The organism is Pelagimonas sp. KU-00592-HH, from assembly GCF_040369695.1.
In the GTDB taxonomy this organism is placed as follows: Bacteria; Pseudomonadota; Alphaproteobacteria; order Rhodobacterales; family Rhodobacteraceae; genus Shimia.
Window position 1 is genome coordinate 136807 of sequence record NZ_BAABWM010000001.1, and the last position, 15353, is coordinate 152159.

Genomic DNA, 15353 nt, shown 5'->3' on the forward strand with positions numbered 1-15353 from the left:
ACGCCTGCGGGGACCTGCCCTGCAGAAACGATGAGGAAGGGACCACGAATGTCTGATACCCAAAAGACCGCAACACTGACGATTGACGACAAGACCTACGAATTGCCGATCTATTCGCCGACGGCGGGTCCGGACGTTCTGGACATCCGCAAGCTTTACGGCCAAGCGGGCGTCTTCACCTATGACCCCGGCTTCACCTCGACCGCATCCTGCGACTCGACCATCACCTATATTGACGGTGACAAGGGCGAACTGCTGCACCGCGGTTACCCGATTGATCAGTTGGCTGGCAAATCGCACTACCTCGAAGTCTGCTTCCTGCTGCTTTACGGTTACCTGCCGTCGGCATCCGAGCTCGAAGAGTTCGAGACCACCATCACCCGTCACACCATGATCCACGAGCAGATGCACAACTTCTTCCGTGGCTTCCGTCGTGACGCGCACCCGATGGCCACCATGGTGGGCGTGATCGGTGCGATGTCGGCCTTCTATCACGACTCGACCGACATCTCGGATCCGACCCAGCGTGAAATCGCATCGCACCGTCTGATCGCGAAGATGCCGACAATCGCCGCGATGGCCTACAAGTACTCGATCGGCCAGCCCTTCGTGTACCCGCGCAACGATCTCGACTACGCGTCGAACTTCCTGCACATGTGCTTCTCGGTTCCGGCCGAAGAATACCAGGTGAACCCGATCCTGGCCCGCGCCATGGACCGCATCTTCACCCTGCACGCTGACCACGAACAGAACGCCTCGACCTCGACCGTGCGTCTCGCCTCGTCCTCGGGCGCCAACCCGTTCGCCTGTATCGCTGCCGGCATCGCTTGTCTCTGGGGTCCGGCCCACGGTGGTGCAAACCAGGCATGCCTCGAGATGCTCAAGGAAATCGGCTCGCCGGATCGCATTCCGGAGTTCATCGCCCGCGCCAAGGACAAGAACGATCCGTTCCGCCTGATGGGCTTTGGCCACCGCGTCTACAAGAACTTCGATCCGCGCGCGACCGTGATGAAACAGTCGGCCGACGAAGTGCTTGATCTTCTGGGCGTGGAAAACAACCCGATCCTGGCAACCGCCAAGGAACTGGAAAAACAGGCACTGGCTGATCCCTACTTTGCCGAGAAGAAACTGTTCCCGAACGTCGACTTCTACTCGGGCATCATTCTCGAAGCGATGGGTTTCCCGACCTCGATGTTTACCCCGATCTTCGCCCTGTCGCGCACCGTCGGCTGGATTTCGCAGTGGAAGGAACAGCTGTCGGATCCGGCGCACAAGATCGGCCGTCCGCGTCAGCTTTACCTTGGCGACACCCTGCGCGACTACACGGACATCGAGACCCGCTAAAGGCGATTCTCTCAAACCTTGCAAAACGCGCCCCGGCCACGCCGCGGGCGCGTTTTTCATTTATTGTTAACCATTTCGGAAACGGTACCGAGGTTTCGCCGTTAACTGTTTTCCAATCTCACACAATACACTGAATTATTTGACTTTTTCCTGATTCAAGGAGAAATTGAGGCAATATTGTGGTTTCGGGAGTACGTGTCATGCTCATTCTTGCTTCCCTTCTTGGGATTGCGGTCCTTGGCTGGGCCATCACCGAGATTGGTGATGATGATGACTCCAATCCCTCCGACGAGGACGATGATCCCGAATACAACGTCCAGAAGGGTGGCGACGACGACGACGAACTGACCGGCGATGACGGCCTTGATCTTCTGATCGGTGCCGGCGGCGATGATGTTCTTGGCGGCGGCGCTGGCGACGATGACCTGCGTGGCTGGTCCGGCCAGGATCTGATGGATGGTGGCGACGGCAATGACATCCTCAGTGGCGGCTTTGGCGATGACACTGGCCTTGGCGGCGCGGGCGACGATACCCTCTCTGGTGGCGTTGGTGTTGACTGGCTCTTTGGCCAGGACGGTGACGACCTCGTTCAAGGTGATGAAGGCGCCGACTATCTCACCGGCGGTAAGGGCGATGACACTCTGGAAGGCGGCGCTGACAGCGACTTCCTGGTGGGCAACTCCGGCAGTGACCTGCTTTCCGGTGGCGCGGGCAACGACGCCCTCTCCGGAAAAGGCGGCAACGATACCCTGCTTGGCGGCGAAGATTCCGACGCCCTGGCTGGTGGCGCGGGCGACGACAGCATGGACGGCGGTGACGGCATCGACGGCCTTGCAGGCGGCGACGGCGACGACACCCTGATTGGCGGCCTTGGCGATGACGAACTGATCGGCGAAGGCGGCTCCGACCTCATGCAGGGCGGTGAAGGTGACGATGTTCTGCTTGGCGCCGACTTCCTGAACCGCGACATCAACGTCGACGACCTGATCCAGCTCTTTGAAACCGGCGACATCAACACCATCGGTGACCTGATCCTTGACCTGTCCGAAGACAGCAGCGGTGCGGACACGATGGAAGGTGGCGAAGGCGAAGACCTTCTGCTGCTGGGTATGGGTGACGTAGCATCCGGTGGCGAAGGTGAAGACCTCTTCACCATCTACGACGATCACTTCGATGGCTCCGATGTGGGCACCATCACCGACTATGACGAGGACGCGGGCGAAGAAATCGTGGTTCTGTACCAGGGCCCTGCCCCCGTTGTCACGACCGCTCAGGATGGCGATCACACCAACGTGCTGCTGGATGGCAAAACCGTGCTGCGAGTCGAAAACGCCGACGCGACCAAGGTTCTGGCAAACGTCTCGGTGGCCAGCGCGGTCTGATCCGCGTTCCATTGAAACAGAAAAGCAACGCGCCCCTCTCGATTGCGGGCGCGTTTTTCTTGGCACTGGTACTGCCCGCCCGAATCGCGCTAGCTCATGCGCAGGGTCCGCAGTTCACCCAGGCGCCGCCGGTCGCAAGACTTCGCTAAACCTGCCAGTATCAAGACCGACAGCATGTTCTGACCGTGCCGTCGACAAGGGCGGCCATCGACCCCGATCCGGGATGCACGGAACACTCAGAGGATGGTTCCATGTCACAACAGCTGACACCCCTGTTCATTGCCGATGTCTCGGCCTTCTCCAAATCCCTGCGCAAGTCGCTTGACGATCAGCCCGCCACCCCCGGTCAGGCCGCGATGCTGGCCCTGATTGCCAAGGCCGCGGGCTATCGCAACCACCAGCACCTCAAGGCCGAAACACCATCGCAGCTTGATGAACTTGCCCTCAAACGGGCGATGCGGGTTTTCGACGGGAACGGACACATGGCCCGGTGGCCCAAGCAGACCAAGGTGCAAGGTTTGTGCCTCTGGCCCTTCTGGGCGCGCTTGCCGGCACATCGCGACCTGACCGAGAAAGAAGTCAACGCCATCCTGCAAGAGGGCATGGCCTTTGACGACCACGTGCTTTTGCGCCGCTCTCTCATCGATCACAAGCTGGCAGAACGCACGATCGACGGCCGGGTCTATCGCCGCATAGAACAAAGGCCAACGCCCGAGGCATTGGCCCTGTTTCAAAGGCTGAAAGCCCGTTCGGCGGGTTAACGCCCTTCGTAGCTTGCCGGTCGCTTGTCAAGGAAGGCCACGACGCCTTCCTTGAAATCGCGGGTCTTGCCGCATTTGCCCTGCAACCGGGCTTCCAGCGCGATCTGCTCTTCGAAATCGTTTTCCGGCGAGGCCTGAAGCGCTGCCTTGATATGGCGATAGGCCTGCGTCGGCCCCTTGGCCAGATGCGCCGCCCGCGCCTTCCAGGTGGCCTCGAACTCTGCGTCCGGGGCCACTTCCCAGATCATGCCCCAGCTTTCCGCCTGCCGCGCGGTGATCTTGTCGGCAAACAGGGACGCCCCCATCGCGCGCGCATTGCCCACGAGCCGCGGCAATACATAGGTGCCACCGGCATCCGGGATCAGGCCGATCCGCGAAAACGCCTGAAGGAAATAGGCACTCTCGGCCGCGATCACCACGTCCGCCGCCAACGCAAGGTTCGCCCCAGCCCCTGCCGCCGCGCCGTTCACTGCCGCGATCACCGGCACCGGACAATCGCGGATGGCACGCAGCATCGGCGCATATTCATCGCGCAGCGTCCGTTCCAGATCCAGGCTCTCGGCGCTGGCACCGTCGCCAAGATCCTGCCCCGAGCAAAACGCCCGCCCGGCCCCGGTCAGAACAACCACCCGCGCAGCCTTGCCCGCTTCGATCACCGCATGTGCCACCTCGGCCCGCATCTGGCTGGAAAAGGCATTCATCACGTCAGGACGGTTCAACGTCACGACAGCGATCCCATCCGTTACGTCATAGGTAAGGGTTTGATAGTCCATGGCGTTTGTCTCCATCCTCTGCTGCGACGCAGCTTAACCTATGCATGACGCGGGGAAAGGCAAACCCCACGTCACAAATATTCTTCCCCTGCCGCGGCATCCAGATGGCAAGGGTCAGTTTCACTCCAATCCAAACAAAAAACCCGGCGTCTCCGCCGGGTTTTCTCTTTCGTCTAAAGCCCCTGCTCAATCCTTCAGGATTTCCTTGAGCCGCGCTTCCTCTTCCGCGCTGAGGCCGGCATCCGCCACCTTCGGCGCGGCAGACCGCCGCCTCAGGTAGACCAGCGCCACGCCCAGCGAGATCAGCAGCATCGCCGGCCCCGCCAGCCACAGAACAAGGTTCGAGCCGCTGGTCTTGGGGTTCAGCAACACGTATTCGCCATAACGGTCCACGATAAAGCTGATCGCTTCGTCGTCACTGTCGCCCGCCACAAGGCGCTCCCGCACCAGCAACCGCAGGTCACGGGCCAGTTCGGCGTTCGAGTCATCAATGCTCTCGTTGCGGCACACAAGACAGCGCAGGTCTTTCGACAGTTCCCGAGCCCGCGATTCCAGCGCCGGATCATCAAGGATCTCATCCGGCTGCACCGCCCAGACAGGCGCCGCAACCAGCATCAGGATCATCAGAAGACGTTTCATTCTGCCGGTACTCCTGCATTCGGGGCCTTGCGCGCGCCTGCGGCCACACGATAGCGGCGGTCAGACAGGCTGACCACGCCACCAAGCGACATCAGGAAACAGCCCATCCAGATCCAGTTGGTCAGCGGCTTGATATAGACGCGCATGGTATAGCCGCCATCGTTCTGCGCATCCCCGATCACCACATAGACGTCACGCAGGATGCGATAGTCGATGGCCGCTTCGGTGGTCGGCATCGCCTGCACCGGATAGACCCGCTTCTCGGGGTTCACCAGCGCCACAAACTCGCCGTCACGGCGCACCGTCACATCCCCCATGGTCGAGGTATAGTTCGGCCCCGCCACCTCGCGCACGTCGTCCAGCGTGAACTCGTAGGCACCAACCTCAAAGGATTGCCCTTTGTAAGCCACGCGAATGTCCTCGATCTCCCAGGCCATCAGACCGGCAATGCCCAGCATGGTGATGCCAAGACCGCCATGCGCAATCGTCTTGCCCCAATCGGCACGCGGCAGGCGGCTCAGGCGGCCAAGGCGCTGACCAAAGCCCCCGCGCCCGGTGCGCGAATAGACATCCACCAAGGCGCCGAACACAAGCCAGGCCCCAAGGAACAGGCCAACCGGCCCCAGAAGCGACTTTTCCGTTTGCATCGACCAGGCAAGACCGGCAATCGCCACGGCAAGGATGAACGCCGGAACCAGCGGTTTCGCCGCGCGCACCACGTTGGCCCGCTTCCACGGCAGCATCGCGCCCACGGGCAGGATGATCCCAAGCGCCACCATGAAGGGCGTAAAGGCCATGTTGAAGAACGGCGCCCCAACCGAAAGTTTGCGGGCAAAGAACATTTCGGACACCAGCGGCCAGATCGTGCCGATGAAGACCACGAAACAGGCCACCGCCAGCAGCACGTTGTTCAGCACCAGCACGCTTTCGCGGCTGACCATGCCGAAAATACCCTTGGCTTCCATCGCGCTTGCCCGGGCCGCGAACAGGGTCAGCGCCCCGCCCATGAACACCGCAAGAATGGCAAGGATGAAAACACCGCGCTCGGGGTCATTGGCAAAGGCGTGCACAGAGGTGATCACGCCCGAACGCACGATGAACGTCCCGATCAGCGAGAAGCCGAAGGCCAGGATCGCCAGCAGGATGGTCCAGCTTTTCAGCGCCTCGCGCTTTTCCACCACGATCGCCGAGTGCAGCAGCGCCGCCGCCAGCAGCCACGGCATGAAAGACGCGTTCTCAACCGGATCCCAGAACCAGAAACCGCCCCAGCCCAGCTCGTAATAGGCCCACCACGATCCCAGCGCGATCCCGATGGTCAGGAACACCCATGCCGCCAGCGTCCAGGGGCGTACCCAACGGCCCCAAGCCGCATCCACGCGCCCTTCCATCAGGGCCGCAACGGCAAAGCTGAAGGCCATCGAAAGGCCCACATAGCCGAGGTACAGGAACGGCGGGTGGAAGGCGAGACCGGGGTCTTGCAGCAGCGGGTTCAGGTCACGCCCATCCCAGGGCGGCATCCCGATGCGCAGGAACGGGTTCGAGGTGAACAGGATGAAGGCGAAGAACGCCAGCGCCACCCAGCTCTGAACCGCCAGCGCCCGCGCCCGAAGCGTCGGCGGTAGGTTGCCCCCGCGCCAGGCCAGCGTCGCGCCAAAGATCGTCAGGATCAGCACCCACAACAGCATTGATCCCTCGTGGTTCCCCCAGACGCCCGACACCTTGTAAAGCATCGGCTTGAGCGAGTGCGAGTTGTTCACCACAAGCTGCACCGAGAAGTCCGAGACCACGAAGGCATAGGTCAGCGCGAGAAACGAGAAAGCCGTGAGAAGGAATTGCATGCCTGCGGCCGGCTCGGCGACGGCCATCCAGCCGGGCCAGCGTTTATAGGCACCAATCAACGGAACCACCGCCTGCACCAGTGCGGTGAGGGCGGCGAGGATAAGGGCGAAGTGGCCAAGCTCTGTAATCATGCGCTGATGTATAGTTCGCGCGCACGCGGGGGCAAATGCTTTAAGTCAAATACCTCTTCACTTTTCTGCGCTAGCGGCGCTGATTTTTCCGCCAGTCCTCAAGCACCGGGTTCCCGTCATCTGGCACAGACTCTTCGTCCAATGTCTTAATATGTTTGATATTTTCCACCACGCCCGGCACCCGTGCGATGGTCTCGACAATCGACGCCTGGAACGCCTGCCCCTTGGCCTGATGTCGCGCCCCGAAATAGAAGCTGACGATCACCCCCAAAAGCCACCAAAGCGGCTCGGGCACGAGGGCGATTCCCGCCATCCGCGCGCTGAACCAGACCGGGTCGACCATCGCCGCCCCCAGAAGCCCCAGACAGCCAAGCGCCATCATCGGGCGCGGCAGGCGGTTCACCGCATCCATGATCCGGTCAAACCGCGACCGGCCGGTCTGGCGAAACTCGGCGCTTTGTGCCGCCATCGCCGCCAGTTGCACATGCACGCCACGCTCGGCCCCCGCCTCGGCATTTTCACGAAACACCTCGACCGTCTCGCGCACCACGTTGCGATCCCCGCCGAACAACACCCCGAAAATCCGCGCGATCAATCCCATGCCGCCACCCTCTTCTGAAAGGCCGCGTCACTCATCCGGTACCGCTGTGCCATGAAATCCTCGGCGCGTTTGATCCACCCGCCCTTTCCGCCAGCCCGCGTTCGCGCGTATTTGCGTGAGGCAGGTCGACGATCTGCCAGCCGGAAATAGTAACTACGCCGCACCACCGCATAGGCATCGGCGATGTGATCCGGCGCCGCCGCTGCCGCCTCTGCCGCCGCCCGCAGCGTCATCGGCCCGATCACGCCGTCCACAGACACGGGCCAGCCCATCTCGCCCAACAGCCGCTGCAAAATCTTCACCGCATTGCTGCCCGCGTTCACATACATGTCAAACACCCCGGCCCAAAGCACCGGAGGAAGTTTCGCGATGCCCGGACCGTGAAAATAATGCTCAAGGAAAATATCCTCTGCCTGCTCCACGCTCAGGCGCTGCACATCGCGCGCATCGACATCGCCGTCCCCATCCAGATCCAGCCCAAGCCGACGCATCGTATGCACCGTCACCCCGTATTTCGTGGCCCCGCCCGGATCATCGGGATCATTCACATACCCGCCTTCCCGCTCAAGAATCTCACGCGCTATCGCCGTCACATCCAACATGGCCCACCTCCAAGCCAAAAGGCTGCCACGCAGGCCCTAACGCCGTCTCACCCCACCGTACGCCACAACGAAAACACCCCGCAGCCTGGCGCCACGGGGTGCAGAATTTCAAAGCGATGCGAAAGGCTTAGCTCTCGGGCTCTTGGTAAACGCCCTGCTCTTTCAGCGCGTCCACAACTTCTTTCGGCATGTAGGTCTCGTCGTGTTTGGCAAGGATTTCCTTGGCCACGAACACCCCGTTGACATAGCTGCCGGTGCCCACCATCCCCTGGTTCTCTTCGAACAGGTCAGGCAACACGCCCGTGTACTCAACCGGGATCGACGCGCCACCATCGGTCACGCTGAAACGCACGGTCTCGCCTTCGCCACGCACCAGCGTGCCATCTTCGACCAGCCCGCCAATGCGGAACACCTCGTTCGGTTGCGGCGGCTCTTCCGCCACCTGGCTGGGCGAGCGGAAAAAGTTGATCCCGTCGCGCATCGCATAGCCGATCAGCGCAGTCGATATCGCCAGGGCCAGGAAAGCCACCAGGATCACCTGGACACGACGTTTCTTCTTCAGGTTCTTCATTTTCAATCCCTTTCGGGTCCGTTTCCTTACGGGAAGACCGGTGCCAGCATCAGGCCCGTTGTCTCCTCTTCGCCGAGCATCAGGTTCGCGTTTTGCAAGGCCTGCCCGCTCGAGCCTTTGGTCAGGTTGTCCAGCGCCGCGACCACAATCGCGCGCCCTTCGATCCGGTCCGCGACAACGCCAAGATGGCAGAAGTTCGAGGCCCGCACATGTTTCGTGCTCGGGGCTTCACCCAGCGGCAAGACTTCGACAAAGGGCTCGTCGGCATAGGCCGCGGCCAGGGTGTCGTGAACTGCCTGCGCATCCCCATGCACATAGGCCGTCGCCAGAATACCGCGGTTCGCCGGAACAAGGTGCGGCGTGAACTGAATCCGCACATCCCGACCAGCCAGCAGGCTGAACTCCTGGTCGAATTCGCCAAGGTGACGATGCGTCCCGCCAATGGCATAGGCATGGTAGCCCTCGCTCAACTCGGCGTGCAGCAGGTTCTCCTTCAACGACCGGCCCGCGCCCGATACACCACACTTGAGGTCGAGGATGATATGATCAAAGTCAATTACTCCGGCCGAAATCAGCGGCCGTAGAATGTACTGCCCGGTCGCCGCGTTACAGCCCGTGCCCGCCACCAGACGCGCATTCTTAATCTCGTCACGGTAGAATTCGGTCAAGCCATAGACCGCCTCTTTCTGCAATTCAATGGCATCATGTTCACCGCCATACCACTTGGCGTATTCCTCCGGATCACGGATCCGGAAGTCCGCCGACAGATCGATAACCTTGACGTTGCCGGGCAGCGCCTTGATGACCTTCTGGCTGGTGGCATGTGGCAAAGCGCAGAAACATAGGTCCACCGCATCAAAGTCGATTTCGTCGATCTTGCAAAGGGTTGGCAGATCAAGGTGACGCAGATGCGGGAACACGGCCGCCATCTCCATGCCGGCCTTACGGTCGGCCGACAGGGCAACGATATCCATGTTCGGATGGGTGGCAATCAGCCGTACCAGCTCGGCACCGGTGTATCCGCTGGCTCCCAGAATAGCGATCTTATGGGTCATTTCGGACCTCTTCCTTTCTCAGGCACGCTCATGTGCGCGCAGCCCCTCTTCGGGGCGAAATGTAGTTCTTGGATGTAGGAATTGCGAGAGGCGCGTTTTGTCACGCCTTCTGGAAGGTGATTTTTCGTCGGAGAAACTGAGTTGCCCGGTTCGACACCTTGGCCGGATCACCGGTTGTCAGGAACATAGATTCCGTCCCCTCCCCAATCATCTTGGGATGGCGCTGCAGGTAATCGGCAAGCGACTCTGCCACCAGATTGGCCTGGCTATAGACCTTCACATCCTGCCCCAGCGCGTCCTGGAAGGTGTCGTGCATCAGCGGATAATGGGTGCAGCCAAGGATCGCCGCCTGCGGATCAGGCATCTTGCGCTGCAAGGCGTCCACATGGCTGCGCACCAGCGCCTCGGCCAGGATCATGTCGCCATCCTCGATGGCATCCACCACCCCGCCACAGGCCTGCGCCTCGACATCCACACCAATCGCGCGGAACGCCAGCTCGCGCTGGAAGGCACGGCTTGCCACGGTGGCGGGGGTTGCAAAAAGCGCCACATGCTTGACCTCGACCTCGCGCGGCGGCGAGTTGTCGCCCCAGCTGCGTTCGGTCAGCGCCTCGATCAGCGGCACAAAAACCCCCAGAACCCGCTTGTCGCTGGGAATCCAGCTCTCCTGCATCCGCCGCAACGCCGCCGCGCTGGCGGTGTTACAGGCAAGGATCACGAGATCACAGCCCGCCTCCCACATCCGCTCTACCGCGGCGGTGGTCAGGTTATAGACATCATCGGCATCCCGCACGCCATAAGGCGCGTGCGAATTGTCACCGAAATAGACAAAGGGCACATCCGGCAACCGCTTGGTCACCGCGTCCAGAACCGTCAGCCCGCCAAGGCCACTGTCGAAAATCCCTACTGCCATTGTCTTGCCGCCTCGATGCTGTACCAGCCCTTGCCGTCCTGCGGACTCACCCGCGAAGTCAGGGCCGGTTCCTTGGCCCGAAGATAGATTTGCCGCTTCTGGAAGTCCATAAGGCCTTTCACCCCCGACAGCAAATCCCCCGTTTCCGACGAACTGGGCGATTTTACCTGCGGAACTCGAAGCACTCAGCTGTCAGGCGCGGTACTTGTCTTCGAACTCGAACCCATAGCCATTGGCCGGGATCGGCGTCGGCGACAGCGCATAGGTCTGCATCCGCAGGAAATCCATCAACGCCTTGGTGTCCTTGGCCTTTACACGGATCAGATCCTGCTCGATCGGGTTTCCGATCACCACCCGCACCGGCGTATCGACACGTTTCTTGAACTCGCGGATCAAAAAGCCCATGCGCAGCGTGTAATGCAGATGGCTGGCCACCTGGAACAGGCGACTGGTGGTGCCGTCAAAGAAGATCGGCACAACCGTGGCGTCCGATTTCGCCACCATCCGCGCCGTGAACCCGCGCCAGCCCGGATCAAGCGGCTTGCCAAAGGGTTTCTCTGCCGTCGACACCGTGCCGCCCGGAAAAATCCCGATCGCGCCCCCCGCCTTGAGATAGTCGAGCGAGACCTTGCGCGTGTTGAGATTGAGCTTCACCGCTTCCTTGGTCTCGTCAAACGAGATCGGCAGGATGATGCGGTTCAGGTCTTCGGCCTTGCGGAACACCTGGTGCGCCAGAATGCGGAAATCGCCCCGCGTCTCGCTCAGGATATGGCCGAGCATCAACCCGTCGAGAATGCCATAGGGATGGTTGGCGATCACGATCAGCGGGCCGTCTTTGGGAATATTGTCGAGAGAGCCGCCCACCACGTCCAGCTCAAGCCCATAGCGTTCCTTCATCACCGCCCAGAAATCACGCCCAGCGGCCACCTCTTCCTCATAGCCCTTCGCGCGTTTGATCAGCCCGATACGGCCCGTGGCGTTCTCCATCACGCGGATCATCGCCCGCCCGCTCTTGGTGCTGGCGGAATGGGCATAGCTGATTTCGCGGGCGACGTGTTTTTGCTCTTTTTGGCGGCTCATGGCGGCATTCTCCGGTTTGCCGGTGTCTTAAGAAGGTTCAGGGCCTCTGACCAGTCAGTATGACACGAATGCGACAAACATATTACCCGGCAGCAACAGTTTGCTGCCGGGTGCGCCTTATTCCGCCGCCTTGGGCAAGTCTTCGCCTGTCTTGAGAGCAATCAACAGCTCTTCACGACGTTTTGCCGCCTTGGCCTCATTCGCGGCCTTCACCGGACCAAAGCCCCGGATCTGGCGCGGAAGTTCCGCCAGAGCCACAGCCGCATCCGATGCACTCGCGCCGTGATCCCGGATCACCGCCTTGATGTCGTCCTCGTACTGCTTGATCAGCGCGCGTTCCATCCGGCGTTCCTCGGTGCGTCCGAACACATCCAGCGGCGTGCCGCGAAGACGTTTCATCTTGGCCAGCATCCGGAACCAGCGCTCCATGCCCGCGCCATATTCAGTCTTCAGCGGACGGCCATTCGGCCCCATCTTCGACATGAGCGGCGGCGCAAGGTGGTATTTCATCTTGAAATCGCCCTCGAACACCTCTTCGGCCTTGGCACGGCTTTCCAGATGCAAACGCGCCACCTCGTATTCGTCCTTGTAGGCCAGCAGCTTGTGATAGCCCAAGGCCACCGCCTCTTTCAGACGTGCATCCTCGATGCTGTCCACCAGCTTGCGGTACTTCTTGGCCAACCCCTTGCCCTGGTATTTGACAAGATGATCGGCGCGGAAGGCGATCTTCTCTTCAAGGCTCTTCGGCATCGCCACCACATTCGGCACCACCATCTTGGCGGCCTCCTGCGGATGTTCCACCGCCCAACGACCAACCTCAAAGGCCCGCAGGTTGCGTTCCACCGCCGCCCCGTTCAACTCGATCGCGGCGCGAATGGCCTCTAGGCTGAGGGGCAAGAGGCCCTTCTGCCAGGCCGCGCCAAAGATCATCATGTTCGAGAAAATGGAATCTCCCATCACAACCCGCGCCAATTCGGAGGCATCGAACATGGTCAGACCGTCGCGGATACGCGCTTCAAGAGAGACCTCCAAGCGGCTGGTAGGCAACTTGAATTCCGTATCGCGCGTGAACTCGCCCGTGATGATCTCGTGGCTGTTCACTACCGCACCGGTGCGCCCGGTCGAAGTCAGGCCAAGCGTCTTGGCACCTGCGCTCACCACAAGGTCGCCGCCGATCAGCGCATCACATTCACCCGTGGCAACACGGATCGCGCTGATGTCTTCCGGCGTTTCGGCCAGGCGGCAGTGGATATGCACCGCGCCGCCCTTCTGGGCCAGACCGGCCATCTCCATCATGCCCGCGGCCTTGCCATCAATCTGCGCCGCCTGCGCCAGCACCGCCCCGATGGTCACCACGCCGGTGCCGCCAACGCCGGTGATCACCACATTATGCGTGCCGTCGATCTTGCCGATGCTCGGCTCCGGCAAGTCCGCAATCTCCAGACTTGCGGTGGCTTCCTTGCGGATCTTCGCCCCTTCCACCGTGATAAAGGACGGGCAGAACCCGTTCAGACAGCTGAAGTCCTTGTTGCACGACGACTGGTTGATGCTGCGCTTGCGGCCCAGTTCAGTTTCAACCGGTTCGATCGAGATACAGTTCGACTGAACACCACAATCGCCACAGCCTTCGCAGACATCCGTATTGATGAACACGCGGCGATCGGGGTCGGGAAAGGCACCGCGCTTGCGGCGGCGACGCTTTTCATTGGCGCAGGTCTGGACGTAAACAATGACCGACACACCTTTGATTTCACGATATTTCTTCTGAACATTCATCAATTCGGAACGCTCGTGGAACTCCATTCCCGCCGGAAAGGCCGACTGGTCGATGTCTTCTTTCTCGTCGTAAACCACGGCGACGTGTTGCACACCCATCGCACGCACTTCATCGGCAATGCGCTGGGGCGAAAGATCGCCATCATTCTGCTGGCCGCCGGTCATCGCAACCGCGTCGTTGAACAGGATCTTGTAGGTGATGTTGGTGCCAGCAGCGAGCGCCGCGCGGATCGCCTGGACGCCCGAGTGGTTGTAGGTGCCATCGCCAAGGTTCTGGAACACGTGATCGCGGTTCGAGAACGGCGCCTCGCCAATCCAGTTCGCCCCTTCACCGCCCATATGGGTGAAACCGGTGGTCTCGCGATCCATCCACTGCACCATGTAGTGACAGCCGATCCCGGCGTAGGCGCGGCTACCGTCCGGCAGTTTGGTCGACGAATTGTGCGGACAGCCCGAACAGAAATGCGGAATACGCGTCGCGATTTCCTCGGCATTGTCGGCACGCTTGGCCTCGGTGATCGTGGCAAGGCCCGCCTTCACCGCATCCGTCCCGCGCCCTTCCTCGATCAGGATTTCGCCCAGCTTCTCGGCAATCATGATCGGATCAAGCGCCGCGCGCGTCGGGAAAAGCTCTTCCCGCCCCATCAGGCCCGCGCCGCCCTTGTACCAGCCATAAATCCGGCGGCCACGGCGATCATCAAAGATCGCCTCTTTCATCTGGACCTCGATCAGCTTGCGCTTTTCTTCAACAATCACAATCAAATCAAGGCCTTCCGCCCAATCGTTGAAGCCCCTCATATCCAGCGGGAAGGTCTGACCGATCTTGTAGGTCGTGATGCCAAGGCGCTCTGCCTCGTCTTCATCAATCCCCAGAAGCGACAGCGCATGTACCAGATCGAGCCAGTTCTTGCCCGCCGCCACAAATCCGATCTTGGCCCCCGGTTTCCCCCAGACGCGCTTGTCCATCTTGTTGGCATGGCTAAACGCCTCAGCCGCGAACCGCTTGTAATCGATCATCCGCGTTTCTTGCGCATGTGGCGTATCGGCCAGACGGATGTTCAATCCCCCGTCCGGCATGTCGAATTCCGGCGTCACGAAAGACAGGCGGTGCGGATCGCCATTCACCACCGAGGTCGCCTCGATGGTGTCTTTCATGGTCTTGAGGCCCACCCAGACTCCGGCAAACCGCGACAGCGCGATCCCGTAAAGACCGTAATCCAGAATTTCCTGAACACCGGCCGGCGACACCACCGGCATATAGGCATCCACCAGCGCCCATTCCGACTGGTGCAGCACGGTCGAGCTTTCGCCGGTGTGGTCATCGCCCATCGCCATCAGCACACCACCATTGGCTGCGGTGCCCGCCATATTGGCGTGGCGCATCACGTCACCGGTGCGATCAACGCCCGGCCCCTTGCCGTACCAAAGCCCGAAAACACCGTCGAATTTACCTTCGCCGCGCAACTCTGCCTGCTGCGAGCCCCAGAGCGCCGTTGCCGCGAGGTCTTCGTTCAACCCCGACTGGAACAGGACGTCGGCCGCCTTGAGTTCCTTCTCGGCCCGCATCATCTGGCTGTCGACCGCGCCAAGCGGCGATCCGCGATAGCCCGTGACATATCCCGCGGTATTCAACCCCGCCGCGCCATCTCGCGCCTTTTGCATCAGCATCAGACGCACAAGCGCCTGGGTGCCATTCAACAGAACCTGGGACTTCTCCAGGTCAAACCGGTCATTCAGTGATACGTGCTGGATACTCATCACGCGCCTCCCCTCGCCAGACTTTCTCTTACTTTCAATATAGGTCAATATTAGGTCATCATTTCTTACCTAACAAGGAATTTTTACATCACTCCAACACCATTTTCCTGACTTCCGGTTTCGTTTTT

Annotated in this window: 13 protein-coding genes; 3 read left to right on the plus strand and 10 right to left on the minus strand. The window is 60.9% G+C overall.

Annotated elements, in window-relative coordinates:
• Nucleotides 1-48: 48 nt before the first annotated feature.
• From gltA to ABWV42_RS00700, 3 genes are all read left to right on the plus strand, one after another.
• Nucleotides 49-1344 (plus strand): citrate synthase, encoded by a 1296-nt coding sequence (gltA, locus tag ABWV42_RS00690; RefSeq protein WP_255108121.1) that lies wholly within the window; start codon nucleotides 49-51, stop codon nucleotides 1342-1344.
• A 200-nt stretch (nucleotides 1345-1544) separates the two neighbouring features.
• Entirely contained in the window at nucleotides 1545-2726 is a 1182-nt protein-coding gene (locus tag ABWV42_RS00695; protein WP_255108123.1) for a calcium-binding protein, read from the plus strand.
• Between the two features lie 251 nt (nucleotides 2727-2977).
• On the plus strand, nucleotides 2978-3487 hold the full coding sequence (locus ABWV42_RS00700) for a DUF2087 domain-containing protein (protein ID WP_353338464.1): 510 nt from the start codon (nucleotides 2978-2980) through the stop codon (nucleotides 3485-3487).
• Here the strand turns inward: ABWV42_RS00700 and ABWV42_RS00705 are convergent.
• The 10 genes from ABWV42_RS00705 to ABWV42_RS00750 form a co-directional block, all read right to left on the minus strand.
• Nucleotides 3484-4260: an enoyl-CoA hydratase-related protein gene (locus ABWV42_RS00705; protein ID WP_353338465.1), complete on the minus strand. Its 777-nt coding sequence runs from the start codon at nucleotides 4258-4260 to the stop codon at nucleotides 3484-3486. The two genes, ABWV42_RS00700 and ABWV42_RS00705, sit on opposite strands and share 4 nt — an antisense overlap.
• A 186-nt stretch (nucleotides 4261-4446) precedes the next feature.
• Entirely contained in the window at nucleotides 4447-4899 is a 453-nt protein-coding gene (locus ABWV42_RS00710) for a cytochrome c-type biogenesis protein (protein WP_353338466.1), read from the minus strand.
• Complete coding sequence (locus ABWV42_RS00715; protein ID WP_353338467.1) at nucleotides 4896-6869, minus strand: heme lyase CcmF/NrfE family subunit; 1974 nt, start codon at nucleotides 6867-6869, stop codon at nucleotides 4896-4898. Before ABWV42_RS00715 ends, ABWV42_RS00710 begins: the two co-directional genes overlap by 4 nt.
• 70 nt (nucleotides 6870-6939) lie before the next feature.
• Nucleotides 6940-7470, minus strand: coding sequence for a holin family protein (locus ABWV42_RS00720; RefSeq protein ID WP_353338468.1), 531 nt, complete (start codon nucleotides 7468-7470; stop codon nucleotides 6940-6942).
• Nucleotides 7461-8072: a holin-associated N-acetylmuramidase gene (locus tag ABWV42_RS00725; RefSeq protein WP_353338469.1), complete on the minus strand. Its 612-nt coding sequence runs from the start codon at nucleotides 8070-8072 to the stop codon at nucleotides 7461-7463. Before ABWV42_RS00725 ends, ABWV42_RS00720 begins: the two co-directional genes overlap by 10 nt.
• 127 nt (nucleotides 8073-8199) lie before the next feature.
• A complete protein-coding gene (gene ccmE, locus ABWV42_RS00730) occupies nucleotides 8200-8643 on the minus strand; it encodes a cytochrome c maturation protein CcmE (protein WP_255108137.1) in 444 nt (147 codons plus the stop codon).
• A gap of 26 nt (nucleotides 8644-8669) precedes the next feature.
• The gene (gene argC / locus ABWV42_RS00735; RefSeq protein WP_353338470.1) at nucleotides 8670-9698 is read right to left on the minus strand and encodes an N-acetyl-gamma-glutamyl-phosphate reductase; all 1029 of its coding nucleotides are present in this window, start codon (nucleotides 9696-9698) and stop codon (nucleotides 8670-8672) included.
• Between the two features lie 100 nt (nucleotides 9699-9798).
• The gene (murI, locus tag ABWV42_RS00740; RefSeq protein WP_353338471.1) at nucleotides 9799-10611 is read right to left on the minus strand and encodes a glutamate racemase; all 813 of its coding nucleotides are present in this window, start codon (nucleotides 10609-10611) and stop codon (nucleotides 9799-9801) included.
• A gap of 192 nt (nucleotides 10612-10803) precedes the next feature.
• Nucleotides 10804-11691 carry a lysophospholipid acyltransferase family protein gene (locus ABWV42_RS00745; protein WP_353338472.1) on the minus strand — a complete coding sequence of 296 codons (888 nt, stop codon included), beginning with the start codon at nucleotides 11689-11691 and terminating at the stop codon, nucleotides 10804-10806.
• A gap of 117 nt (nucleotides 11692-11808) precedes the next feature.
• Complete coding sequence (locus ABWV42_RS00750; protein WP_353338473.1) at nucleotides 11809-15225, minus strand: indolepyruvate ferredoxin oxidoreductase family protein; 3417 nt, start codon at nucleotides 15223-15225, stop codon at nucleotides 11809-11811.
• Nucleotides 15226-15353: the final 128 nt, after the last annotated feature.